22 protein-coding genes are annotated in these 23,582 nt (G+C 72.1%); 12 read left to right on the top strand and 10 right to left on the bottom strand.

The genetic code is table 11. The annotated features are described in order from the left end of the window. Positions 1–108 precede the first annotated feature (108 nt). Complete coding sequence (locus tag IE168_RS06890; protein WP_386659268.1) at positions 109–1,971, top strand: SUMF1/EgtB/PvdO family nonheme iron enzyme; 1,863 nt, start codon at positions 109–111, stop codon at positions 1,969–1,971. Between the two features lie 26 nt (positions 1,972–1,997). Further along, positions 1,998–2,897, top strand: a complete 900-nt coding sequence (locus IE168_RS06885; RefSeq protein WP_189496591.1) for a M48 family metallopeptidase — start codon at positions 1,998–2,000, stop codon at positions 2,895–2,897. A 250-nt stretch (positions 2,898–3,147) separates the two neighbouring features. Here IE168_RS06885 and phaR read toward each other — a convergent pair whose 3' ends face one another. The 3 genes from phaR to gluQRS form a co-directional block, all read right to left on the bottom strand. Then, positions 3,148–3,627 carry a polyhydroxyalkanoate synthesis repressor PhaR gene (phaR, locus tag IE168_RS06880; RefSeq protein WP_386659250.1) on the bottom strand — a complete coding sequence of 160 codons (480 nt, stop codon included), beginning with the start codon at positions 3,625–3,627 and terminating at the stop codon, positions 3,148–3,150. A gap of 94 nt (positions 3,628–3,721) precedes the next feature. Continuing rightward, positions 3,722–4,462 carry an acetoacetyl-CoA reductase gene (phbB, locus tag IE168_RS06875; protein WP_189496587.1) on the bottom strand — a complete coding sequence of 247 codons (741 nt, stop codon included), beginning with the start codon at positions 4,460–4,462 and terminating at the stop codon, positions 3,722–3,724. A gap of 49 nt (positions 4,463–4,511) precedes the next feature. Next, positions 4,512–5,438, bottom strand: a complete 927-nt coding sequence (gene gluQRS, locus IE168_RS06870; RefSeq protein ID WP_189496920.1) for a tRNA glutamyl-Q(34) synthetase GluQRS — start codon at positions 5,436–5,438, stop codon at positions 4,512–4,514. Between the two features lie 97 nt (positions 5,439–5,535). Here gluQRS and htpX point away from each other — a divergent pair, with 97 nt between their 5' ends. Further along, positions 5,536–6,444, top strand: a complete 909-nt coding sequence (gene htpX, locus IE168_RS06865; protein ID WP_189496584.1) for a protease HtpX — start codon at positions 5,536–5,538, stop codon at positions 6,442–6,444. Between the two features lie 52 nt (positions 6,445–6,496). Here the strand turns inward: htpX and IE168_RS06860 are convergent, their stop codons facing one another. Beyond that, on the bottom strand, positions 6,497–8,578 hold the full coding sequence (locus IE168_RS06860; RefSeq protein ID WP_189496582.1) for a GGDEF/EAL domain-containing response regulator: 2,082 nt from the start codon (positions 8,576–8,578) through the stop codon (positions 6,497–6,499). Between the two features lie 101 nt (positions 8,579–8,679). Beyond that, the gene (epmB, locus tag IE168_RS06855) at positions 8,680–9,684 is read right to left on the bottom strand and encodes an EF-P beta-lysylation protein EpmB (RefSeq protein WP_189496580.1); all 1,005 of its coding nucleotides are present in this window, start codon (positions 9,682–9,684) and stop codon (positions 8,680–8,682) included. Positions 9,685–9,733: 49 nt separating this feature from the next. On the opposite strand from epmB, the gene efp reads away from it, so the two are divergent. The 8 genes from efp to IE168_RS06815 all read left to right on the top strand — a co-directional run bounded on the left by efp (position 9,734) and on the right by IE168_RS06815 (position 17,480). Next, on the top strand, positions 9,734–10,300 hold the full coding sequence (gene efp / locus IE168_RS06850; protein ID WP_189496579.1) for an elongation factor P: 567 nt from the start codon (positions 9,734–9,736) through the stop codon (positions 10,298–10,300). After that, a complete protein-coding gene (locus tag IE168_RS06845) occupies positions 10,300–11,649 on the top strand; it encodes a TRZ/ATZ family hydrolase (protein WP_189496577.1) in 1,350 nt (449 codons plus the stop codon). The genes efp and IE168_RS06845 overlap by 1 nt, the downstream gene beginning before the upstream one ends. 34 nt (positions 11,650–11,683) lie before the next feature. Continuing rightward, positions 11,684–12,406, top strand: coding sequence for a bifunctional 2-polyprenyl-6-hydroxyphenol methylase/3-demethylubiquinol 3-O-methyltransferase UbiG (gene ubiG / locus IE168_RS06840; RefSeq protein WP_189496575.1), 723 nt, complete (start codon positions 11,684–11,686; stop codon positions 12,404–12,406). 71 nt (positions 12,407–12,477) lie between these two features. Continuing rightward, a complete protein-coding gene (gph, locus tag IE168_RS06835) occupies positions 12,478–13,119 on the top strand; it encodes a phosphoglycolate phosphatase (RefSeq protein WP_268245199.1) in 642 nt (213 codons plus the stop codon). Then, positions 13,116–13,802 carry an isoprenoid biosynthesis enzyme family protein gene (locus IE168_RS06830; protein WP_189496571.1) on the top strand — a complete coding sequence of 229 codons (687 nt, stop codon included), beginning with the start codon at positions 13,116–13,118 and terminating at the stop codon, positions 13,800–13,802. Before gph ends, IE168_RS06830 begins: the two co-directional genes overlap by 4 nt. A 111-nt stretch (positions 13,803–13,913) precedes the next feature. Next, complete coding sequence (gene folE2, locus IE168_RS06825; RefSeq protein WP_189496569.1) at positions 13,914–14,837, top strand: GTP cyclohydrolase FolE2; 924 nt, start codon at positions 13,914–13,916, stop codon at positions 14,835–14,837. 49 nt (positions 14,838–14,886) lie between these two features. Beyond that, entirely contained in the window at positions 14,887–16,590 is a 1,704-nt protein-coding gene (locus tag IE168_RS06820) for a GGDEF domain-containing protein (protein WP_189496568.1), read from the top strand. Continuing rightward, on the top strand, positions 16,587–17,480 hold the full coding sequence (locus tag IE168_RS06815; protein WP_189496566.1) for a hypothetical protein: 894 nt from the start codon (positions 16,587–16,589) through the stop codon (positions 17,478–17,480). Before IE168_RS06820 ends, IE168_RS06815 begins: the two co-directional genes overlap by 4 nt. Before the next feature lie 299 nt (positions 17,481–17,779). Here IE168_RS06815 and IE168_RS06810 read toward each other — a convergent pair whose 3' ends face one another. From IE168_RS06810 to yidD, 3 genes are all read right to left on the bottom strand, one after another. Further along, positions 17,780–18,601: a M23 family metallopeptidase gene (locus IE168_RS06810; RefSeq protein WP_229823241.1), complete on the bottom strand. Its 822-nt coding sequence runs from the start codon at positions 18,599–18,601 to the stop codon at positions 17,780–17,782. A 139-nt stretch (positions 18,602–18,740) separates the two neighbouring features. Next, on the bottom strand, positions 18,741–20,087 hold the full coding sequence (locus IE168_RS06805; RefSeq protein ID WP_189496564.1) for a dihydroorotase: 1,347 nt from the start codon (positions 20,085–20,087) through the stop codon (positions 18,741–18,743). Continuing rightward, on the bottom strand, positions 20,084–20,323 hold the full coding sequence (gene yidD / locus IE168_RS06800) for a membrane protein insertion efficiency factor YidD (RefSeq protein WP_229823239.1): 240 nt from the start codon (positions 20,321–20,323) through the stop codon (positions 20,084–20,086). The genes IE168_RS06805 and yidD overlap by 4 nt, the downstream gene beginning before the upstream one ends. A 300-nt stretch (positions 20,324–20,623) precedes the next feature. Here yidD and dksA point away from each other — a divergent pair, with 300 nt between their 5' ends. After that, entirely contained in the window at positions 20,624–21,643 is a 1,020-nt protein-coding gene (gene dksA, locus IE168_RS06795; RefSeq protein ID WP_189496562.1) for an RNA polymerase-binding protein DksA, read from the top strand. 180 nt (positions 21,644–21,823) lie between these two features. Here the strand turns inward: dksA and IE168_RS06790 are convergent, their stop codons facing one another. After that, the gene (locus IE168_RS06790) at positions 21,824–23,002 is read right to left on the bottom strand and encodes an MFS transporter (protein ID WP_189496917.1); all 1,179 of its coding nucleotides are present in this window, start codon (positions 23,000–23,002) and stop codon (positions 21,824–21,826) included. Positions 23,003–23,138: 136 nt separating this feature from the next. Further along, positions 23,139–23,582, bottom strand: coding sequence for a SufE family protein (locus tag IE168_RS06785; RefSeq protein WP_189496560.1), 444 nt, complete (start codon positions 23,580–23,582; stop codon positions 23,139–23,141).

Here is a 23,582-nt window from a genome sequence, read left to right as displayed (position 1 = left end):
GCGTACCGGCCGCCGCGGGCCGGGGGCAACGGCGGCGGGGCCATGTGGCTGCGCGGGCAGGGCGGCTTGCCGTACTCTGCCACCGTGACCGACTGCCGATTCCTCCACCTGACCTCCGCCCGGGCGCGCCGCGCGGGCGCCGCCGCGGCGCTGGCGCTGCTGCTGGCCGCCGGCTGCGGGCGCGATTCCGGGTCCGGCGATGCGGCCCCGGACGCTGTCGCCGACAAGGCGCGCGGCGACGGCAGCGTGACCATCAGCGGTGACGACCGCCTCGCCGACACCCTGACCTGGCGCGCGCCGAAGGTGGAGCTGGACAACAACGAGGTCGCGCTGGAAGACGCCCTCGAGCGCGCGGATGCCGCGCTGGAAGCGGGTGACCTGGATGCGGGGCCGGGCTCGGCGATCCCGCTCTACCAGGCCGTGCTCGCGCACGTGCCCGACAGCGCGCCCGCGCGCGAGGGCCTCGAACGCGCCTTCACCGCGCTTCTCGCCGAGGGCCGGCAGGCACTGGCGCGCGCCGGCGATGACGATGCCGCGCTCAGGCGCGCGCGCGAGGTCGCCGCGGTCGCGCGCAGCCTGCGCCCGGGCGGCGACCAGGTCGTCGAGTACCTGGCCGGCGTCGACCGCGCCGAGGAAATGGCCGAGATCAACCGCGCCGCCGAGGTCGAGCTGCGCGAGGGCCGCCTGGGCGAGGCCGGCGGCGGGGCGCTGGCCAAGGTGCGCCAGGCGCTGGCGCTCGATGCGGACCAGCCGCGTGCGCTGCAGACCCTCGCGGCCGTGGAGAGCGCGATGATCCGGCGCGCCGAGGAAGCCGCGTCGGAGGGCGATTTCGAGACCGCCGGGACCTGGCTGGCCCACGCCGGCGAGGTGCGCGAGGACGTCGATACGGTCGACGACGCGCGCGCCCGCGTCGATACCGAGCGCCGGCGCTGGATAGAACGGCTGCGCGACGACGGCGTCGCCGCGCTGTCGAAGCCCGACGGCATCGAGCGCGCCCGTACCCTGCTGGCGCGCATGCTGACGCTGGCGGAGCCGGGCGATCCCGCCGTGGCCGAGCTGCGCGAGCGCATCGACCTTGCGGTGCACTACGGCAGCTTCCGCCCCGGCCAGCGCTTCACCGACGCTGCCGCCGGTGGCCGCGGGCCGCGGATGGTGGTGGTCCCGCACGGCGGCTTCACCATGGGCGCGGTCGACGGCGACCGTGACGCCGGGGACAGCGAGCGCCCGCGCCGCAACCTGCGCTTCGATCGCGGCTTCGCGCTGTCGCTTCACGAAATCACGGTGGCGCAGTTCCGCCGCTTCGTCGAGGCCACCGGCTACCGCACCCGCGCCGAGCGCCGCGGCTTCTCGATGGCCTACGACGAGCGCAGCGGCAACTTCGTCCGCCGCAGCGGCGTGGACTGGAGGTCGGATTTCGCCGGCGCACCGGCCGCGGCCAACCTGCCGGTGGTCCACGTCAGCGCGCGCGATGCGCAGGCCTACGCGGACTGGCTGGCCGAGGTCAGCGGCGAGCGCTACCGCCTGCCCAGCGAGGCCGAATTCGAGTACGCGCTGCGCGCCGGCGGCCGCGGCCGTTATCCCTGGGGCGACGACGCGCCGCCCGCGGGCACCGGCAACCTCACCGGTGGCAAGGACCGCTCGCCCGGCGGCCGCGGCTGGAGCAATGCCTTCGACGGCTACGGCGATGGCCATTGGGGGCCGGCGCCGGTCGGCAGCTTCACGGCGAATGCATTCGGCCTGCACGATCTTGAGGGCAATGTCAGCGAGTGGGTGGCCGACTGCTGGCACGACAGCTACCGCCGCGCGCCGACGTCCGGCGCCGCCTGGGTCAACCCGGGCTGCCGGATGCAGGTGGTGCGCGGAGGTGCCTGGGCAAGCTCGCCGCCGCAGACGCGCAGCTCGTGGCGGGCGCCGTCGCCGGTGGACAACACCAACGCGCGCGTCGGCTTCCGGGTCGCGCGGGACATCTGAAGCACACACTGAGGACAGGCAAGCGCATGCGCCAGGATCCGTTCGGACGTCAGCGTCAGCAGCAGTCGAGGCCGCGGCGCGGCTTCAACCCGAGGATCCTGGTCCTCGTCGCCTTCATGGCCTACGGCGCGTACTACTACTTCTCCAACCAGACGCTGGATCCGGTCACTGGCGAGAAGGTGCTGATCGACCGTTCGCTGTCGGTCGAGGACGAGAAGGCGCTGGGCCTGCAGGCCTACGAGGAGATCCTGTCCACCGAACGCCCGGTCGATCCGAACACCCCGATCGCGCGCGAGATCCGCGAGATCGCGCGCCGGCTGATCGAGCGGGTGCCCGACATCGAAGCCGCGCTGGCGGCCGAGAACGGCCAGCAGCCGACCGGGTTCTCGTCGAGCTTCGACTGGGACGTGAACGTCATCCAGTCCGACCAGGCCAACGCGTTCTGCCTGCCCGGCGGCAAGATGGCCGTCTACACCGGCCTGGTGCCGGTGGCGCAGAACGAGAATGCGATGGCCGTGGTCATGGGGCACGAGATCGCGCATGCGCTGCTGCGCCACGGCGCCCAGCGCATGGCCCAGCAGAAGCTGTCGCAGGTGGGGCAGATGGCTGGCGCGATGAGCGGCATGGATCCGCAGCAGCAGCAGATGGTGATGGCCGCGATGGGCTACGGATACCTGCTGCCCTACGCCCGCAAGCACGAGACCGAGGCCGACTACGTGGGCCTGATGCTGGCCGCCGCCGCCTGCTACGACCCGCGCGAGGCGGTGCCGCTGTGGGAGCGCATGAGCGCGGCCAGCGGCGGCCAGTCGCCGCCGGAGTTCCAGTCCACGCACCCCAACCCGGGCACGCGCATCCAGAACCTGGAGTCGCTGATGCCGAAGGCGCTGGAATTCTACGAGCGCTACTGCCCCGAACGCGCCCTGTAGCCGGGCTGTGGCGCCGGCGGGCAGAAAGCAGTTTTTGCCACGGATTTACGCGGATTACGCGGATTTGTCCGGGGCCAGGCCAAGGCTTTGGGGCTTGGTCATGACACATTGTCCATAAGGATCTGGACGAGAAGGATCTGGACGAGAAGACCAGTGCAGGGCACAACACCGGCACTGGCCTCGAACCGATCCGCGTAATCCGCGCAAATCCGTGGCAAAAAGCTCTAGAGCTTCTACAGCAAACGCAGGACTACTTGCGCTTGCCGCTGCCGGCGGAGTCGCGCGGCTTTTCCGCAGGCGTGGCCGTCGAGGCCAGGTTGCGCTGGAACTCCTGCCACATCGCCATGTTGCGTTCGGTCAGCTCGGTCATCATCGACCACGGCGTCTGGCCGAGCATGCTGCCCATCTGCTGGCGGAACTGCTGCTGCTGGTCGAGGAAGGTCTTCATCGAGCGCTCCAGGTAGGAGCCCATGAAGCCCTGCAGGGAGTCGCCGTAGAAGCGGATGATCTGGCTGAGCAGCTCGGTCGACAGGATCGGCTGGCCGTCCTGTTCCTGCTCGGAAATGATCTGCAGCAGCACCTGGCGGGTCAGGTCCTCGCCGCTCTTGGCGTCCAGGACCTCGAACTCCTCGCCGTCGACGATCAGCTGGCGCACATCCTCGATGGTGATGTAGCTCGAGATCTCGGTGTCGTACAGACGGCGGTTCGGATACTTCTTGATGACGCGCATGGCCATGCTGCGGTGCCCGTTTTTTTCTCTCCTGACCGCAGCATGACGCAGCGCAACAGTGCTTGCAACCGGCCCCCCGGAAGGGCCGCGGGGCTCACCAGCCCATGTACTGGCCGCCGTTCGCGGCGAGGTTGGCGCCGGTGATCCAGGCGGCTTCGTCGGCGACGAAGAAGGCCACCGAGTAGGCGATTTCCTCGGGCGTGCCGAGTCGCCCGGTGGGGATCTGCGCGACGATCTTGTCGCGCACCGCCTCCGGCACCGCCATCACCATGTCGGTGCCGATGTAGCCGGGCGAGACGGTGTTGACGGTGATGCCGAGCTTCGCGTTCTCCTGCGCCAGCGAGATGGTGAAGCCGTGCATGCCGGCCTTGGCGGCGGCGTAGTTGGCCTGGCCGTACTGGCCCTTCTGGCCGTTGATCGAGCTGATCTGCACGATCCGCCCCCATTTGCGCTCGCGCATCCCCTCGATCACCGGGCGGGTGACGTTGTAGCAGGCATTGAGGTTGGTGGTGATGACGTCGGTCCACTGCTGCGGCGTCATCTTGTGGAAGGTGGAGTCGCGGGTGATGCCGGCGTTGTTGACCAGGACCTCGACCGGGCCCAGGGCCTCTTCGACCCTGCGCACCATCGCCTCGGCGTCCTCGGGGGAAGACACATCGCCCGGCACCAGGGTGAACTCGAAGCCCTCCGCGCGCATCGCCTGCTCCCAGGCACGCGCCTTCTCCTCGTTGCGATAGTTGGTCGCCACCCTGTGGCCGGCCTTGGCCAGGCGCTTGCAGATGGCGGTGCCGATGCCGCCGGTTCCCCCGGTCACCAACGCAACCCGTGACGTCATGTCGTCGCTCCCGATGCGCGGACGCGGATTGCGCCCCCTGGACTCGATTCTAGGCATGGCGCATTGCAGGAGCATTGTGCAGTGCGATGGCCGGAACCGGCCCGGATGGAATGCGCCGCGGATCGAAGCCGGCCACCGCCGCGGCCAGGGTCGCACGCAGCGGTCCACGTGCCGGCAGGAGGCTTGCGTGCTGGCCGAGCGCGTGCCAGGCGGCGCGCAGGGCGGGCAGCGGGTCGCCCGCATCGACCGCGAGCGACCGGTGCGACTTCGACAGCTTGCGCCCGTCGTCGCCGAGCACCAGCGGCAGGTGCAGGTAGCGTGGCCGCGGCAGGCCGAGCGCGTCCTGCAGCAACAGCTGGCGCGGCGTGGAGTCGAGCAGGTCGGCGCCGCGCACGATGTCGGTCATGCCCTGGTCGGCGTCGTCCACGACCACCGCCAGCTGGTAGGCCCACCAGCCGTCGGCGCGACGCAGCACGAAGTCGCCGACCTCGCGGCCGACGTCCTGGGCCACATGGCCATGCACGGCGTCCTCGAACGCGGCGCGGCGGCCGTCGGGCACGCGCAGTCGTATCGCCGGATCCGGGCGGCGCGCGCCGGGGCGGCAGGCGCGGTGCACGCCGCCGGTCGCGGCGACGTCGGCGCGGCTGCAGTGGCATTCGAAGGCGTCCCCGGCCGCGAGCAGCCGCTCCAGCGCCGCGGCATACAGGTGGCCACGCGCCGACTGCCAGGCCACCGGGCCGTCGTGCTCCAGGCCGAAGGCGGCGAGCGTGCGCAGCTGGTCCAGCGCCGCCCCGGGCACCTCGCGGCCGCGGTCCACGTCCTCGATCCGGATCCACCACTCGCCACCGGCGCTGCGCGCGGCCAGCCAGCTGCCGAAGGCGGCGAGCAGCGAGCCGAAGTGCAGGGGGCCGGTGGGCGAGGGCGCGAAGCGGCCGCGGACCCCGCCCGCGGGCGGCCCCTGGGCGATGGACGGCATATCAGGCGGGAAGGACGGACTCATCGCGTCACCTTGAATTCAATGCCGGGCGTGCACACTTGATGGCTGAACCGTGATCCCGCAGGAATCCTGTCCCATGCTCAAGCGCGTCGCACTCTTTCTCGCCACGAACCTGGCGGTGCTGGCATTGCTCAGCATCATCATGTCGGTGTTCAACATCAATCCGCAGGGCATGGGCGGCCTGCTGGTCATGGCCGCGCTGTTCGGCTTCGGCGGCTCGCTGATCTCGCTTCTGTCGTCGAAGTGGGTGGCCAAGCGCGCCGCCGGCCTGCACGTGATCGAGCGCCCCAACAGCGACGTCGAGCGCTGGCTGGTCGACACCGTCGCCCGCCAGGCGCAGGCCGCCGGCATCGGCATGCCCGAGGTCGCGATCTACGACGCGCCGGAGATCAATGCCTTCGCCACCGGCGCCAGCCGCAACAACGCGCTGGTGGCGGTGTCCACGGGCCTGCTGCGCTCGATGGACCAGGACGAGGCCGAGGCGGTGCTGGCCCACGAGGTCAGCCACGTCGCCAACGGCGACATGGTCACCATGGCCCTGCTGCAGGGCGTGCTCAACACCTTCGTGATCGTGCTCGCACGCCTGGTCGGGCGCGTGGTCGACGGCTACCTCAGCGGCGGCCGCGACAACGGCGGCGGCGGGCTCGCGTACTTCGCCATCGTGTTCGTGCTGGACATGGTGTTCGGCCTGTTCGCGAGCATGATCGCGATGTGGTTCTCGCGCCACCGCGAGTTCCGCGCCGACGCCGGCGGCGCCGCGCTGGCGGGGCGCGACAAGATGATCGCCGCGCTCAAGCGCCTGTCGCTCAACCAGGGCCAGAACACCCTGCCCAAGCAGATCGCCGCCTTCGGCATCAGCGGCGCGATGGGGCATGGCCTGCGCCGGCTGCTGCTGAGCCACCCGCCGCTGGAGGAGCGCATCCGCGCGCTCGAGGCCGGCAGAGTCGACGGCGAAGCGGCCCTGCGCCAGGGCCTGCTGGCCTGAGTCCGGCCGCGACGATGTCACGGGGCGACGCGCCTGCGCCGCCCCGCCGGCATCACTCGAAGTCGTAGGTCATGTCCGGCCCCGACGGGGCCAGGAAGTTGCCCGACACGTAGTCCACGCCGGTGCCGAACAGCACCGACATCGTGGCCGCGTCGGAGATGAAGTCCGCCATGGTCCGGATGCCGAGCTCGCGCGCCTTGGCCGCGATCTCGCGAACCCGCGTCTGGTTGTCGGCGTTGCCGGTCAGGTCCTCGGTGAAGCCGGGATCGATCTTGAGCATGTTCGGCTTCAGGTGCGCGAGCAGCTGGAACGAATCCAGGCCGGCGCCGAAGTTCTCCAGCGCGATGCGGCAGTCCAGGCGCGCGGCTGCCGCCGCGAAGGCCTGCGCCGCCTTGAGATGGGTGAACACCTTGGCCTCGGCCAGCTCCAGCACCAGGTATTCGCCCGGCACGCCGTGCGCCAGCAGCTGCTCGCCGATGTAGCGTGTCAGGCTGTCGTCGGCCAGCGAGGCCTGGCTGACCTTGACCAGCAGGGTGGTCGGCTGGTTGGTGCGGATGCGCTCGCCGATCACCGCGATCGCGCGCCCGACCACGTAATGGTCGATCTCCCACAGCAGCCCGTGTTCCTCGGCGATCTGCAGGAAGCTCAGCGGCTTGATCAGCTCGCCGTCGGCGCCCTTCAGGCGCAGGAAAGCCTCGTACACCGGCCCGGTGTCGCCGTGCAGGCTGATCACCGGCTGGTAGTGCAGCACGAAGTTCTGGTGGTCGAGCGCGTCGCGCAGGCGCGTCACCCAGGCCTGGATGTGCTCCTCCTCGGCGCGGTCCACCGCGCTCGGGTCGAACAGTTCGAAGCGGTTGCCTCCGGTGGCGCTGGCCGATGCCACGGCCTCGGTGGCCTTGGCGAGCACCTGGCTGACGCTGGCGATCTTCTCGCCGACCTGGACCGCGCCGATGCTGGCGGTGATCACGCTCGAGCGTGCGCCGATCTCGAACAGGTCGGCGGCGAAGGCGGCCAGCACGCGGTTGGCGGCCGCCTCGGTGCCGGCGTGGTCGGTGTTGCGCACCAGCAGGGCCAGCGTGTGCTCGCCGAAGCGCGCGGCGACCGCGTCCAGGCCCTGGGCGGCCGCGGTCAGGCGCGCGGCGGCCGACGCCAGGAGGTCGTCGGCGGAGTCCAGGCCGATGTCGGCCAGCAGGTGCTGGTAGTGGTCGGGCTCAACCAGCAGCAGGCCGTGCTGCGTGCTGCCCCGGGCCGCAGAATCCACCGCGCCCTCGAGCGCGTGCAGGAAGGTGGCGCGGTTGTACAGGCCGGTGGCCTGGTCGCGCTGGCGCAGCTCCTCGATCTCCTGGGCGAGCTCGGGATCGAGCTCCTGGCGGCGGATCACCACCTGCACGCAGGGCTCGCCCTCGTACTGGGCCTGGGCGAACTCCATGGCCGCGGGGAAGGCGTTGCCGTCGATATCGCGCGCCTGCAGCTCGTGGCGCGGCGGCGGCGCCTCGCCCTGGGCCAGCGACTTCAACAGCTGGCGGAAGCCCTCCACGTGCTGCGGCGCCACCATGTCCAGCAGCGACATGCCTTCGATGTCCTCGAAGTCGTCGTAGCCGAACATCTCCAGGTAGGCCTGGTTGGCGCGGATGTGCATGCCTTCGTGGACGTAGGCGATGGGGTCGCGCGAGGAGTCGATCAGGGCGTCGCAGCGGCGCTCGGTCTCGCGCAGCCGGGCCTCGAGCCGGCGCTGGGCGCGGCGCGCCTCGAGGTCGGTCCAGGCGTCGCGGACCAGGGCGAGCAGCAGCGGCGCCGGCTCGCGCGCGGCCAGGGCGCGGGCGCCGGCGCCGATGGCCTGGACCCAGGTGTCGTGGTCGATCGCGTCGCACACGGCCAGCACCGGCATGTCCTTGCCGGTCGCGGTGACCTGCTGCACCACGGTGGCGAGCGGCAGCACCGCCGAGTCGACCTGCGCCACCACCACATCGACCGGCTGCGCGGCGAGCATCGCGGTGAATTCGTCCGCCGACGCCGGCCGCAGCGGACGCACCGCGATCCCGGCGTTGCGCAGCGTGCTGACGATGGCCTCCGCCGCCTCAGGGCTGTCGTCGACGATCATCAGCCGCAGGGCGGCGTCCTGGCTCTTGGACATGGGGTTCTCCGTGATGCGGCGTTATGCCATGCGTCGGCGCGTGGCGTCCACGGCGCGGTGCCGGCAGCGGGCAGGGTGTACAGCCGCGGCGGCGACCGCGGTCACAGTGCGCGCTTGGAGGTGTCGCCCGGCAGCTCGCGCACCAGGCGCGGCACGAGATAGCCCGGCAGCCGCGCCACCAGCGCGGCGTGCAGCGCGCGCGCGCGCGCGTCGTCGACCTCGAAGTGGGCGGTGCCCGCGACGCGGTCGAGCTGGTGCAGGTAGTAGGGCAGCACGCCGGCCTCGAAGCCGCGCTCGCAGAGCTCGGCCAGCGCATCGGCCGAATCGTTGACGCCGGCCAGCAGCACCGCCTGGTTGAGCAGGCTGGCGCCGGTGCCCCGCAGCGCGGCCATTGCTGCGTCGACCGATGCGTCGAACTCGCGGGCGTGGTTGGCGTGCACCACCACGGCCACCGGCCAGGGCAGGCCGCGCAGCCAGTCCAGCAGCTCGTCGTCCACGCGCTCGGGCAGGACCACCGGCAGGCGGCTGTGGATGCGCAGGCGGCGGACGTGCGGGATATCGCGCAGCCGGTCCGTCAGCTCGGCCAGCTTGCGGGTGGCCAGCGACAGCGGGTCGCCGCCGGACAGGATGACCTCGGTGATCCCGGGGTCGTCGGCGATCGCCGCCACCGCGTCGGCCCAGCCGCCGGCGGCGGCGGTCTCCTCGGCATAGGGGAAATGGCGGCGGAAGCAGTAGCGGCAGTTGATCGCGCAGCTGCCCGTGGCCACCAGCAGCGCCCGGCCCTCGTATTTATGGATGACGCCGCGGGCCTTCTTCGCGGCCGCGTCGCCCACCGCGTCCAGGCCGAAGCCGGGCACGCTGCGCAGCTCGTCGGCCAGCGGCAGGACCTGGCGGAGCAGGGGGTCGTGGGGGTCGCCGGGCCGCATCCGGGCCACGAATCCGCGGGGCACGCGCAGGGCGAAGGCCTCGAGCGCGGCCGCAGGCACCGCGTCGGCCTCGGCCTCCAGGCCGACCAGGCGCAGGAGCTCGCGCGGATCGCGCACCGACTCGCGCCAGGCCTGCTGCCAGCCGCGCGGCTGCATGGAAAGGGGGGCTGCGGGTATCATTTCCGCCACATTCTAGCCGCTCCGGCGGCCCAACCCTGCAGGAGCACGCATGGCCAGCTATGGCATGAACGACGTCAAGAACGGGATGAAGATCCTCGTCCACGCGGAACCCGCGATCATCACCGACACCGAGTACGTCAAGCCGGGCAAGGGCCAGGCGTTCACGCGCGTGAAGTACCGCCTGATCAAGTCCGGCCGCGTGCAGGAAATCACCATGAAGTCGACCGACTCGGTGGAAGCTGCCGACGTCATCGACACCGACATGCAGTACCTGTACGCCGACGGCGAGTACTGGCACTTCATGAACCCCGAGAGCTTCGAGCAGGTCCAGGCCGACGCGGCCGGCATGGGCGGCGCCGAGAAGTGGCTCAAGGGCGAGGAGGAATGCGTGGTCACGCTGTGGAACGGCACGCCGATCCAGGTCACCCCGCCGAACTTCGTCGAGCTGAAGATCACCGAGACCGACCCGGGCGTCCGCGGCGACACCTCGGGCGGCGGCGGCAAGCCGGCCACGCTCGAGACCGGCGCCGTGGTGCGCGTGCCGCTGTTCGTCGGCCAGGACGAGGTGATCAAGGTCGACACCCGCTCCGGCGAGTACGTCAGCCGGGTCAAGTGATGGCGGTCGACGCGGGCGCGCCCGAGGCCTGCGACCTGCTGGTCGAGGCTGGATACGTTGTACCGGTGGAGCCGCACGGCGTGGTCCTGGAGGACCATGCCGTGGCGGTGCGCGGCGGCGCGATCGTCGCCGTGCTGCCGCGGGCCGAGGCGCGCGCGCGCTTCGCGCCGGCCGAGGTGGTGTCGCGGCCCGACGGCGTGCTGCTGCCGGGCTTCGTCAATGCCCACACCCACAACCCGATGACGTTGATGCGCGGCATCGCCGACGACCTGCCGCTCAAGGTCTGGCTGCAGCAGCACATCTGGCCGATCGAGGCCGCGGTGATGGCGCCGGACTTCGTTGCCGAGGGCATCGCGCTCGCCATCGCCGAGATGCTGCGCGGCGGTACCACCTGCTGCAACGAGAACTATTTCTTCCCCGACGTGCAGGCGGCCGTGTACAAGCGCCACGGTTTCCGCGCCCGGGTCGGCCTGCCGGTGATCGACTTCCCGACCGCCTGGGCGGCGGGCGACGACGAGTACTTCGACAAGGCCGGCGCCGTCCACGACCAGTGGCGCGGCGACCCGCTGATCGCCATGGCCTTCGCGCCGCACGCGCCGTACACGGTCAACGACGCCAACTTCGAGCGCGTGCGCATGCTGGCCGACCAGCTGGACGTGCCGGTGCACCTGCACCTGCACGAGACCGCGCAGGAAGTGGAGCAGTCGCTGAAGGAGCACGGCCAGCGCCCGATCGCGCGCCTGGACCGCCTGGGCCTGGTCAACGACCGCCTGATCGCGGTGCACATGACCCAGCTCACCGAGGCCGAGATCCACCTCTGCGCGGAGCGCGGGGTGAGCGTGGTGCACTGCCCGGAATCGAACCTGAAGCTGGCCTCCGGCTTCTGCCCGGCCTGCGCGCTGGAACGCGCGGGGGTGAACCTCGCCATCGGCACCGACGGCTGTGCCAGCAACAACGACCTCGACATGGTCGGCGAAACCCGCACCGCGGCGCTGCTGGCCAAGGCCGTGGCGCAGGACGCCGCCGGCTTCGACGCCTTCACGGCGCTGCGCGCGGCGACCCTGGGCGGCGCCAAGGCGATCGGTTTCGACGACCGGATCGGTTCGCTGGAGCCGGGCAAGCAGGCCGACATGGCCTGCATCGACCTCGGAGACCTCGAGACCCAGCCGCTGCACCACGTGGTTTCGCAGCTGGTCTATGCAGCCGGCCGCCACCAGGTGTCCGACGTCTGGATCGCGGGTGCGGCGAAGCTGCGCGCGCGTGAACTGGTCGACATGGACCCCGCCGCCCTGGTCGCCAACGCCCGCCAGTGGCGCGCGCGCATGGCCGGCGTCCGCACCGGCGCCTGAGGCGCCGGTGTTTCCCCCCAACTCCGAGCCGCCCATGACCACCTCGCCCCACGGCACCAACTTCCGCCAGTCCGAGCTCGACAAGTTCGCCGAGCTGGCCAACCGCTGGTGGGATCCGGAAGGCCCGCAGAAGCCGCTGCACGCGCTGAACCCCGTGCGCCTGGACTACGTCGCCGCGCGTCGGCCGCTGGCCGGCGCGAAGGTGCTCGACGTCGGCTGCGGCGGCGGCCTGCTGAGCGAGGCCATGGCCCGCGCCGGCGCCGGGGTGACCGCGATCGACCTGGCCGACGACCTGGTCCGCGTGGCGCGGCTGCACGCGCTGGAATCCGGGGTGAAGGTCGATTACCGCGTGCAGTCGGTCGAGGCGCTGGCGGCGGAGGCCGCGGGAAGCTTCGATGCGGTGACCTGCATGGAGATGCTCGAACACGTGCCCGATCCGGGCGCGATCATCCGCGCCTGCGCGGCGCTGCTGAAGCCGGGCGGCAAGCTGTTCGTGTCCACGCTCAACCGCACGCCAGCGGCCTTCGCACTGGCCATCGTCGGCGCCGAGTACGTGGCGCGCCTGCTGCCGCGCGGCACCCACCAGTACCGCGACTTCATCCGCCCGTCCGAACTTGCTGCCTGGCTGCGCGAGGCCGGCCTGCAGCTCGACGACGTCGCCGGCCTGGCCTACGAGCCCTGGGCCAACCGTGCGCGCCTGTCCTCGCGCACCGACGTCAACTACCTCGCCGCGGCGACGAAGCCGGACGCGCCGTGAGCGGCGCGGATGCCGCGGCCGGCGCGGGCCACGGAGGTGCCGGCGCGCGTCGCGGGCGCTTCCCGCGCTGCGTGCTGTTCGACCTCGACGGCACCCTGCTCGACAGCGCGCCGGACATGGCCGCCACCGTGAACCGCATGCGCGCCGCGCGCGGCGTGCCGCCGATGCCGCTGGCCGAGCTGCGCCCGCACGTCTCCAAGGGCGCGCGCGCGATGAGCGCGGCGGCGTTCCCTGAACTCGGCGGCGAGGTGCCGCCGGAGCTCATCCGCGAGTTCCTGGACGTGTACGCGGAGGAGCTCGGCCGCCACGGCGCCGCCTTCGACGGCATCGAGGCGATGCTGGCCGCGCTGGAAGCCGACGGCGCGCGCTGGGGCATCGTCACCAACAAGCCCGAGTACCTCGCGCGCGGCCTGATGCCCGCGCTGGGCTGGGAGACGCGCAGCGGCGTGCTGATCGGCGGCGACACCCTGGCCGAGCGCAAGCCGCATCCGCTGCCGCTGCTGCACGCGGCCGAGGCGATGGGCTTCGCGGTCGCCGACTGCGTCTATGTCGGCGACGACGAGCGCGACATCCTCGCCGCTCGCGCCGCCGGCATGCGTTCGCTGGTCGCGCTCTGGGGCTACCGGCTGCAGCACGACGATCCGCTGGCCTGGGAGGCCGACGCGATGGTGGAGGCGCCCGCCGACCTCCTCGATCCGGACGCCTGGCCGTGAGCATCGACGTCGACGTCCGCGACGACACCGGCAGCTTCGTCGCCAAGTGGCGCGCGCGCTGGCCGGAGTGGGAGCTGGCGATGGTGTTCGTGCCGGCCGCGCGGCGGCCGCTGGTCGAGGCCTGGTTCACCCTGCTGCAGGAACTGGCCGATGCCGCCTGGGGCGGCGGCGATCCCACGCCCGGGCTGGCCAAGCTGGCGTGGTGGCAGGAGGAGCTGGTCGGGTGGGGCAAGGGGGCGCGCCGCCACCCGCTCGGCGCGCTGCTGCAGCCGCGGGCGGCGCCGTGGCAGGCGCTGGGACGCGCGCTGCCGGACCTGCGCGCCCTGCGCGGTGACGCCCCTGACGACGCGGTTGCGCGGGACGCACATGGCGACGCCGTGCCCGGCCAGGCCTTCGCGACCGCGGTCGCGGCCTGCGAGGCGGCGCTGTTCGACGGCCGCGACGATGACGCCGCCCGGGCCGCGGTGCTGGCCAGCCTGCTCGGCGAGCGCAGGCTGATGCAGGCGGCGTCGATGGACGCGATCGACGCCGACGATGGCGAGGCGGTGCCGGCCCGCGCCGGCAGCCGGCCCCGCGGCATCGCCGCCGCCCTGGTCGCGGCCCGCCAGCTTCGGCCTGCCACCCCGGTGCCACCACTGCGCGCGCTGTTCGCGGCCTGGCGCGGCGCGCGTTCGGCGCGCTGAGCCTGCCTGCAGCCTGCCTGCGTGGAAACTCCATGCGGCATGCAGCGTTTCGCCGGGCCACGGCCGATGCACGGGTAGAATTGCGCACCGCTTCCGTTTGCAGGTTCACGCGTGACTTCTTCCAAGCAGCCTCCGGCATTGCCCGACGTCGCCTACGACCGCGCCGCGGCCGCGCGGCCGCTCGACTGGGTCGGCATGCGCCGGATCGCGCTGCCGCTGTGCGTGGCGGGCGAGGGCGGGGAGCCGCAGCGGGTGCCGGCCTCCGCCGACATCGGCGTGGACCTGGCCAGCGCCGAGACGCGCGGCATCCACATGTCGCGGCTGTACCTGCTGGTGCAGGACGCGCTTTCGGCGAAGCCCCTGGCCGTGTCCGGCCTGCGTGGGCTGCTGCGCGAATGCATCGATTCGCAGTCCGGGCTGGCCACTACCGCGCGCCTGACGCTGCGCTGGGACCAGCTGCTCAGGCGCCGCGCGCTGGCCAGCGACAACGCCGGCTGGAAGGCCTATCCGGTCGAGGTCGACGCGACCCTCTCGCCCGCGGGCACGGAGATCGTGCTCGCCTTCGGCGTCGACTATTCCAGCACCTGCCCGGCCTCGGCGGCGCTGTCGCGCCGGGCCAACGCCGACCGTTTCGAAGCCGACTTCGCCGGCGACGATGCGCCGTCGAAGGTCGACATGCGCGAGTGGCTGTCGTCCGGCCGCGGTCTGGCCGCGACCCCGCACGCCCAGCGCAGCCGTGCCGACGTGCGCGTCACCCTCCGCGACGACGTCGAGGCGCTGCCGCTGCTCGAACTCGTCGATGCTATCGAAGCCGCGCTCGGCACCCCGGTGCAGACCGCGGTCAAGCGCGAGGACGAGCAGGCCTTCGCCCGCGCCAACGCCGAGAACCTGATGTTCTGCGAGGACGCGGCCCGCCGCGTCGCCGCCGCCATCTCCGCCAGCCCCGCCGTCGCCCGCTTCGACGCCACCGTGTCGCATTTCGAGAGCCTCCACGCCCATGACGCCGTGGCCCGGGTGACCGGGCAGCTGGAGTAGCCCGCCATCCCGCACCGGTCGGAGCCTGGGATACGATGGCGCGATGGGGATGGGGATACGCAGGCATCGTGCGTACTGGAGCGGCGTCTGGCTGCTGCTGGTGCTGTGCGCGTGGCCGCTCGCCGCCGCGGCCACGTCCGCCGGGTTTCCCCTGGTGCTGCAGCCGCTGGAGGTCGCCGACGCCGCGGGCGTCGATGTCGCGGCGCTGCGTGCGGGGCGGCTGGACGGAGGCCTGAAGCCCGCGGTCGCGCCCGTGATCCAGCTGCGCCAGGGCGAGGTCGGCTGGTGGCGCATCACCTCGCCGGTTCCGGTGCCCGCCGCGGAGCGGCCTCAGCTGCTGCTGCGCTCGCCGTTCGTCAATCGCGTGCAGGCCTGGGTTCCCGGGCGCGACGGGCCCGTTCACGCGGCCCTGTACGGCGAGCACGCCGCTCCCACCCATGCGCACCGTGCCCTGGTCATCGAGCTGCCGCAGGGCCTGCCGGCGGGCGCGGCGGTGTGGCTGCGGATGGAGGGCCGTTCCGCGCTGCCGATGCAGCTGGCGATCGAGCCACTGGCCCAGGTGCACCGCGACGACCTGGCCTATGTCGCTTGGCGCACGCTGGTGTTGTCGGTGCTCGTGCTGCTCGCCGTGCTGGCCTTCATCTTCCGGATCGGCACCGGCGAATCGAGCTTCGCCTGGTTCGGCGGCATGCTGTGCTTCGCGGTGCTCTACCTGGTGGCGGTGGGCGGGGACGCGCGGCTGCTGCCGGGCGCCGAATATCTGTTCTCGACGACGCGCGCGCACGTGCTGGTCGGCGGCTTCGGCGTGGTCTGCAGCAACCTGTTCCAGCGCAGCTATCTCGACCTGCCCGGCAAGCTGCCCGGCATCGACCGCCTGCTGTGGCTGGGCACGGCGCTGTCGGCGTCCTGCGGCATCGGCGCACTCGTGGCCAGCGCCCGCTGGCAGATCCTCGCGGGCAACCTCGGCCTGATCCTGTCGTCCATCCTGCTGCTGGCCGGGAGCACGATCCTGGCGCTGCGCGGTGACCGTCCCGGGCGCGTGGTGATGGCCTCGTGGCTGCCGCTGATGGTCTTCACCACGCTGGTGGCCACGGGCCACATGGGGCTGTGGGACGCGCCGCCGTGGCTGGCGCAGGGGCTTGCCGGCAGCTTCGCGCTCGCCAGCCTGCTGCTGGCCATCGGCCTGGCCGACAAGCTGCTCGAGCTGCGCCGCGACCGCGACCATGCCAGCGCGCTGGCGGTGGCCGACAAGCTCACCGGCCTGCTCAACCGCTCCGGCATCGAGGCCGGGCTGCGGCAGGCCCTGCAGGCCAGCGGCGGCGGTGGCCTGTGCATCGCCTTCGTCGACCTCGACGACTTCAAGCCGGTCAACGACGAATACGGCCATGGCGTTGGCGACCAGTGCCTGCGCATCGTCTCGCAGCGCGTGCGCAACCAGCTGCGCGCCGGCGACCTCATCGGGCGCTACGGCGGCGACGAGTTCCTGGTGGTGCTGCCGGCGACGCCGCTGGCCGAGGCGCTTGCCGTGGCCGAGCGGATGCGGGTCTCGGTCAGGGGCCGCCCACTGACGATCGACCAGCTGCGGCTGCGCGCGAGCCTGAGCATCGGCGTGGCCGAGTCCATGCCCGGCGACACCGTGGAATCGCTGGTCGAACGCGCCGACGCCGCGCTGTACGTGAGCAAGCAGGGCGGCCGCAACCGGGTGTCGGGCGCGGCGCGGGAAGAGGCGGGGCTGGCAGGGGCATCGGCATGAACATCGCGCACGACGGGAGTGGCATGAAGGCGATCGGCGTCGACGCGCTGCAGGAAGGCGACATCCTGCTGATGATGGGCGATGGTCCGCTGTCGGACCTGATCGCCTGGGCCAGCGACGGCGTGTACAGCCACGCCGGCATCGTCGTCGACGGCGGCGAACTCGTCGAAGCCTCGCTGGGCGGGGTGCGACGCTATCCGCTCGCGCGCCGCGCCACCGAGCACGCGCACTTCCACTTCATCGACGCCTGGCGCCCGCAGGGCCCCGATGCCCGCCCATTCGCGGCGGCCGAGCTGGTGCTGGTGTGCGACCGCGCCGGCGAGATGCTGGGCGCGCCGTACCCGGTCGACCAGCTGGCGCTGTTCGGCGCGATCATGGCGGTGCGCGGCAAGTGGCCGCTGCAGCCGCTGCTGCGCAAGCTGGTGCGGATCGCGCTGGACCACGCGGTGCCGTCGACGTCGCCGGCGATGGTCTGCAGCGAGGTCGTCTATCGCGCCTGGGCGGAATGCGCCGTCGATCCGCGCGGCCGCCTGGCGCCGCCGATCGTCGAGGGCGAGCGCGGCACCGCGCCGTTCCCGGACATCGACTGGAAGCGCCTGGCCGCCGAGATCGGCCCGCTGCTGTTCCCCGGGGCCGCCGGCGACCGGCTGCGCACCGGCGCGCCCGATGGCGGCAGGCTCATGGAAACCGGCGACGTCCCGACCGACGAGGCCCTCGACCAGGCGCGCCAGCGCGTCCTCACCCACCTCGATGCGCCGGGCCTGCTGCGCACCGGAGGCCAGGCCGAGCGCCTCGCCCACCGCCCCAACCCCCGCCTCGTCTCTCCGCAGGACCTCGCCAATTCACCCGGCACGCGGCTGCTCGGGCGGCTGATGGGCGGAGGGGTGTAGTAGCTTTTTTGCCACGGATGACGCGGATGGACGCGGATTTACACGGATAGAGCAGAAAAGGCAGAGAGAGGAAGAGCGAAGAGCTTTTTTGCCACGGATTTGCGCGGATTATGCGGATCTGGCCGAGGCAAGACTGATACCAATGATTCACCCGGAGAAGAAGGCTTGTGCAGCGCGCGGTGCTGGCACTTGCCCCTGCCAGATCCGCGTAATCCGCGCAAATCCGTGGCCAATGAGCTTTTTTCCTCTTTTCGCTCTATCCGTGTAAATCCGCGTCATCCGTGGCAAGTCTTCTGCGCTTACTCCCGCTCCAGGACGAGCAAAGGATCCACGCGCACGTCGAACCAGTTCATGCCCCAGTGCAGGTGCGGGCCGGTGGCGCGGCCGGTGGCGCCGACGGCGGCGAAGGCCTGGCCCTGTTCGACGCGGTCGCCGACCTTCACGTCGATGCGTGAAAGGTGCAGGAAGTTGGAGCTGACGCCGTGGCCGTGGTCGATCACCACGGTGCCGCCGGTGAGGTAGAGGCCGGGGTCGGCGAAGGTCACGATGCCGGCGGCGGGGGCCTTCACCGGCGTGCCGGTGGGGGCGGCGATGTCCATGCCGGAGTGGCCGGCGCCGGGCTTGCCGTTGTAGATCCGGCCGCTGCCGAAGCGGCCGCTGATGCGGCCCTCGACCGGACGGATGAAGCGCTGGGCGAAGTCGGCACGGTCGTCGTCGCGGGTGCGGGCCTCGGTCACGCGCGCCTGCTCGCGGCGGATGCGCTCGGCGATCGCCGGCGGCGGCTCGACCGTCTTCGGCGGCACGCCGTCGACGCGCTCCATCGGCCAGTCACGCGGGTCGACCGCGATGCTGGCCTCGGCACGGCTGCCGTCTGGGCGGGTCACCGCCACCCGCAGCGGTCCAGTGGCGTCGCGACCGACGCCGAACACCACCGTGCCGTAGCCGGTGGCGCGCAGCACGCGGCCGGCGTATTCCACCCGGCTGCCCGGCGGCACCTTGCCCAGCACCAGCGCGCCCTGCTGCACGCGTTCGGGAAAGACCACGCGCGCATCGGCAGTGGCGGCGGCATTCGCGGCACTGACGGCGGGAGCCGCCTGCGCGACCGCGAGCGCCCAGGGCAGGGCGGACAGCAGGGCGACCAGGAGCGCACCGGCCGTGGTCACCGCAGCCCCTCCCTCACGCGGGTGCCCTCACAAGAGCAGCCGCCCTCACCCGTGCAGCCGCCCCCGCCGATGCAGGCGATGGCCGCCCGGCAGGCGCTCATCGCGCGAACTCCAGGCGGCGGCCGACGGCCGGGCCGACGATCCGCGAACCGTCCCAGGCGAGCTCGCCGTTGACCCAGGTCGAGGCGATCCGCGAGCGGAAGGTGGTGCCCTCGAACGGCGACCAGCCGCACTTCGACAGCACGTCTTCGCGCTTCACGGTGAACGGCGTGTCCTCCACCAGCACCAGGTCGGCCCAGTAGCCCTCGCGCAGGAAGCCGCGCTCCTTCACATCGAACAGCTGCGCCGGCGCGTGGGCGAACTTCCGCACCACGCGCGCGGTGTCGAAGCGGCCCTCGTGCACGCATTCCAGCGCCGCCACCAGGGCGTACTGCACCAGCGGCAGGCCGCTGGGCGCGCGCGTGTACGGCGCCTGCTTCTCCTCCCAGGTGTGCGGGGCGTGGTCGGTGGCGAGCACGTCGATGACGTCGTCGGCGAGCGCCTGCAGCAGCGCCTCGCGGTCGCTGGCGTCCTTGATCGCGGGGTTGCACTTGATCTGGTGGCCGAGGCGGGCGTAGTCGGCGCGGTCGAAGCGCAGGAAGTGGATGCAGGTCTCGGCGGTGATGCGCTTGCGCAGCTTTCCGTCCGCGTCCACCAGCGGGCCGGGCTCGAACAGCGCCAGCTCGTCGGCGGTGGAGATGTGCAGCACGTGCAGGCGGGTGTCGTGGCGGCGCGCCAGCTCCAGCGCCAGGCGGGTGGACTTGATGCAGGCCTCGCGCGAGCGGATGTCGGGATGGCAGGCGGCCGGGATGTCGTCGCCGTACTGCGCCCGGTAGCGGGCCAGCTCGGCGTCGATCATCGGGGTGTCTTCGCAGTGGGTGATGATCGGCACCGGGGTGTCGCGGAAGATCCCGTCGAGCGTGTCCGGATCGTCCACCAGCATGTTGCCGGTGGACGCGCCCATGAACACCTTCAGGCCGGGCGTCGCGCGCGGGTCGATCGCGCGCACGGCCTCGAGGTTGTCGTTGCTGGCGCCCATGTAGAAGCCGTGGTTGGCGCGGGCGCGGCCGGCGGCGCGGGCGTACTTGTCCTCCAGCGCCGCGGCGTCGAGCGTCGGCGGGCTGGTGTTGGGCATGTCCATGAAGCTGGTCAGGCCGCCGGCGACGGCCGCGGCGGACTCGGTGGCCATGTCGGCCTTGTACTCCATGCCCGGTTCGCGGAAGTGCACCTGGTCGTCGATCATGCCCGGCAGCAGGCGGCGGCCGGCGGCGTCGACCACGGTCTCGCCCTCGCGCGGCGAGAGGCTGCCGATGGCGTCGATGCGGCCGCCGCGCACGCGCAGGTCGGCGTCGAACTCGCGGCCCTCGTTCACCAGGCGCGCGTTGATGATCAGGGTGTCGGTCATGGCTGGGGGGATCCGTCGTCGCGGGGCGGCACCGGGTCGAAACCGCCGGGGTGGAGGGGATGGCAGCGCCCGAGCCGCCGGGCCGCCAGCCAGCTTCCGCGCAGGGCGCCATGCGCCGAGATCGCCTGCATCGCGTACTCGGAGCAGGTCGGCACGAAGCGGCAGCGCGGCCCCAGCAGCGGGCTGAGCCAGCGCTTGTAGCCGCGGAGCAGGGCGATGAGCAGGCGGTCGATCAAGCGGCGGGTCGAGCGGTCGGGCGAGCGGTTGATCGCAGGCTTCGGCGAAAGGGCGCGGGTACGGTGCGCCGCGGTTGCCGCTGCAGTCAGGGCAGGGTATAACACCCCGCTTTCCCGTCCAAGCAACGGGAGTGTGGCGCCGGCCACTCGCGCGCCCTCCGGGGCGCTCCCGGTGGCCGGACACGTCAATCGTCGCCGCCATGCGGCCACGTCGGTGAATGCCCCGCTCCCGCTGCATGGCCGGCGGCCGGCCGCGTGTCAGCGCGCCGGCGCCCACTTGTCCCAGAAGGATCGCCGAACGTGGCAGTGAAGAAGACCGTCAAGAAGGCCGCCAAGGCGGCCAAGCCCGCAGCGAAGAAGGCCACGAAGGCCGCCCCGGCCAAGGCCGCGGTGAAGAAGGCCGCCGCGAAGAAGGCAGCCGCGAAGAAGGTGGTGGGCAAGGCCCCGGCCGGGAAGACGGCCGCCCCGGCCAAGGCCGCGGCGAAGAAGGCGCCGGTGAAGACCACCGCGAAGAAGGTCGCGACGAAGAAGGCCGCGCCCGCGAAGAAGGCGGCGGTGAAGAAGGTGGCGGTGAAGAAGGCCCCGGCCAAGGCGCCCGTGGCGAAGAAGGTCGCGGTGGCCAAGGCGCCGGCGCCGAAGGCGACCGCGAAGTCGCCCGTGCCCGCCGCGACGCTGAAGAAGGCGGTGGCCAAGGCCCCGCCCGCGCCGGCCAAGGCGTCCGCGCCGGCCCGCAAGGCCACCGCCAAGCCCTCGACCAAGGTCGCGCCGGTGCCGACGCCGGCGCCGCGCCAGGCGCCCGCCCGTCGCGGTGCCAAGGTGGCCAAGGCCGTGACCAGCCGCCAGCCGCAGGCGCCCGCGCCGAAGCCGCGCTACAAGACCATTCCCTACAAGACCGACGAGGCCACCGGGCGCCCGATCCTGCCGGCGGGCTACAAGCCCGGCGCGGACGAGGAGTACATGAGCCCGCTGCAGCTGGAGTACTTCCGCCAGCGCCTGCTGGACTGGCGCGCGGACCTGGTGGAGGAGTCCAAGCAGACCATCGAGAACCTCAAGGACGAGGTGCGTGACGTCGGCGACGACGCCGAGCGCGCCACCCGCGAGACCGAGAACTCGCTGGAGCTGCGCACCCGCGACCGCTACCGCAAGCTGATCGGCAAGATCGACAGCACGCTCAAGCGCGTCGACTCCGGCGAATACGGCTACAGCGTCGACTCCGGCGAGGAGATCGGCCTGGACCGCCTCGAGGCCCGCCTCACCGCCGAGCGCACCATCGACGAGCAGGAGCGCTGGGAGCACCTGCAGAAGCAGATCGGCGACTGAGCCATCGGCTCGCGCGACGCCAGGAAAGCCCCGCCCGCGCGGGGCTTTTCCGTTTCCGCGCCCACTCCGACCACGCCTCGCTCTCCATTGTAGGAGCAGCTACCGCTGCGACCCGGACTGCGGAAACGGCAGGTCGCAGCGGTAGCTGCTCCCACAAGGGGAGCGCGGGCTTTCGAGGGATCAGTGCAGCTCGCGGAGGTCCAGCGTCCGCAGCCTGGGCGCGCGCCAGGCGGTGACCGCGGCCGCGGTCATGGTCACGCAGCCGCCCAGCACCACGGCCGGCACCAGTCCCAGCAGCCGCGCCATCGAGCCGGCGTAGAACGCGCCGAGCTCGTTCGACGAGCCCACGAACAGTCCGTTGATCGACGACACCCGGCCGCGCATCTCGTCGGGCGTGGACAGCTGCAGGATGGTCGAGCGCAGCACCACCGAGACGCCGTCGCACATGCCCGACAGCAGAAGGAAGGTCGCCGAGAGCCAGAACGAGGTCGACAGCCCGAAACCGATGATGCACAGACCGAACCCGACCACGGCGGCCAGCAGGATGCGCCCGGCGTGGCGGGTCGGCGGATGCCGCGCCAGGACCACGCCCATCGCCACCGCGCCCAGCGCCGGCGCGCTGCGCAGGATGCCCAGGCCCTCGGGCCCGTAGTGCAGGATCTCCCGGATGAAGGCCGGTGCCAGCGAGATCGCGCCGCCGAACAGCACCGCGAACATGTCCAGGGCGAGCGCGCCGAGCAGGATCTGGTTGGAGAACACGAAGCGCGCGCCCTCGGCGATGCTGGCGAAGATCGGCGCGCCCTGCAGGGTGATCGCCGGCTCGGTGACCCGCAGCCTGCGGATGGCGAACGCCGCCACCAGCGCGAACGCCGCGGCCAGGGCATAGGACACCCACATGCCCGCGGCTCCCACGATCACGCCGCCCACGGCCGGCCCCAGCACCATCGCCGACTGGAACACGATGCTGCCCAGGCTGGCGCCGCGCGCGAACTGCGGGCGCGGCAGCACGCGCGCGAACAGCGCGTTGTAGACCGGGCCGAGGAAGGCGCGCACCGCGCCGGTGAGCACCAGCGCGGCGTAGATCCAGCCCACGCGCACCTGGCCGAGGACGCCGGAGGCGATCAGGGCCAGCGCGACTGGGGTCAGCGCCAGCCCGATGCAGGCCACCATGCCGAGCTTGCGCCGCGGCAGGTGGTCGACCAGGTAGCCGGCGAAGGGCGCCACGCAGAAGTAGGGGATGAGCTCGGCCAGGCCGATCAGGCCGAGCATCCACGGATTGCGCGTGAGCTCGTAGACATGCCAGCCCACGGTCACCGCCACGATCTGGTAGCTCATGATCGTGCAGATGCGGTAGGCCATCAGGCCGCGGAATGACCCGTTGCGCAGCGGCGCCAGGCGGTCGTCGTCCACCGGCGCAGGGAGCGGCGATCCTCCGCCCGCGGCCGGGCTGGCCGGCGCGTCGCCTCCGGGCGCTGGCGTGCTCACGCCGGCATGCTCACGCCAGCGCGCGCTGCGCCGTGTCGCGGATGAAGGCGAGCAGCGAAGCGAGTCCGTTGCTGCGGGTGGGCGACAGGTGCTTCGCCAGGCCGATGTCGGCGATGTAGGCCGGGTCGGTGGCGAGGATTTCCTGCGCGCTGCGGCCCGAATACACGCGCAGCGCCAGGTAGACCAGGCCGGAGACGATGGCCGAATCGCTTGCGGCGGCGAAGTCCAGGCGGTCGGCGTCGCCCGAGGGCACGATCCAGACCATCGACTGGCAGCCGTGCAGGCGGTGGGCCTCGGTGCGGAATTCGTCGGGGAACTCCGGCAGCTTGCGGCCGAGGTCGATCAGGTACTGGTAGCGCTCGGACCAGTCGCCGAAGAAGGCGAACTCGTCGCGGATCGCGGCCTGGGCCTCGGCGGCGCTGGCTTCGAGCGGGAACAGGGTGCGGGTGTCCAT

Origin of the sequence: Luteimonas padinae (assembly GCF_014652935.1) — a bacterium.
Taxonomy (GTDB): domain Bacteria; phylum Pseudomonadota; class Gammaproteobacteria; order Xanthomonadales; family Xanthomonadaceae; genus Luteimonas; species Luteimonas padinae.
This window is presented reverse-complemented; position numbering and strand designations above follow the sequence as displayed.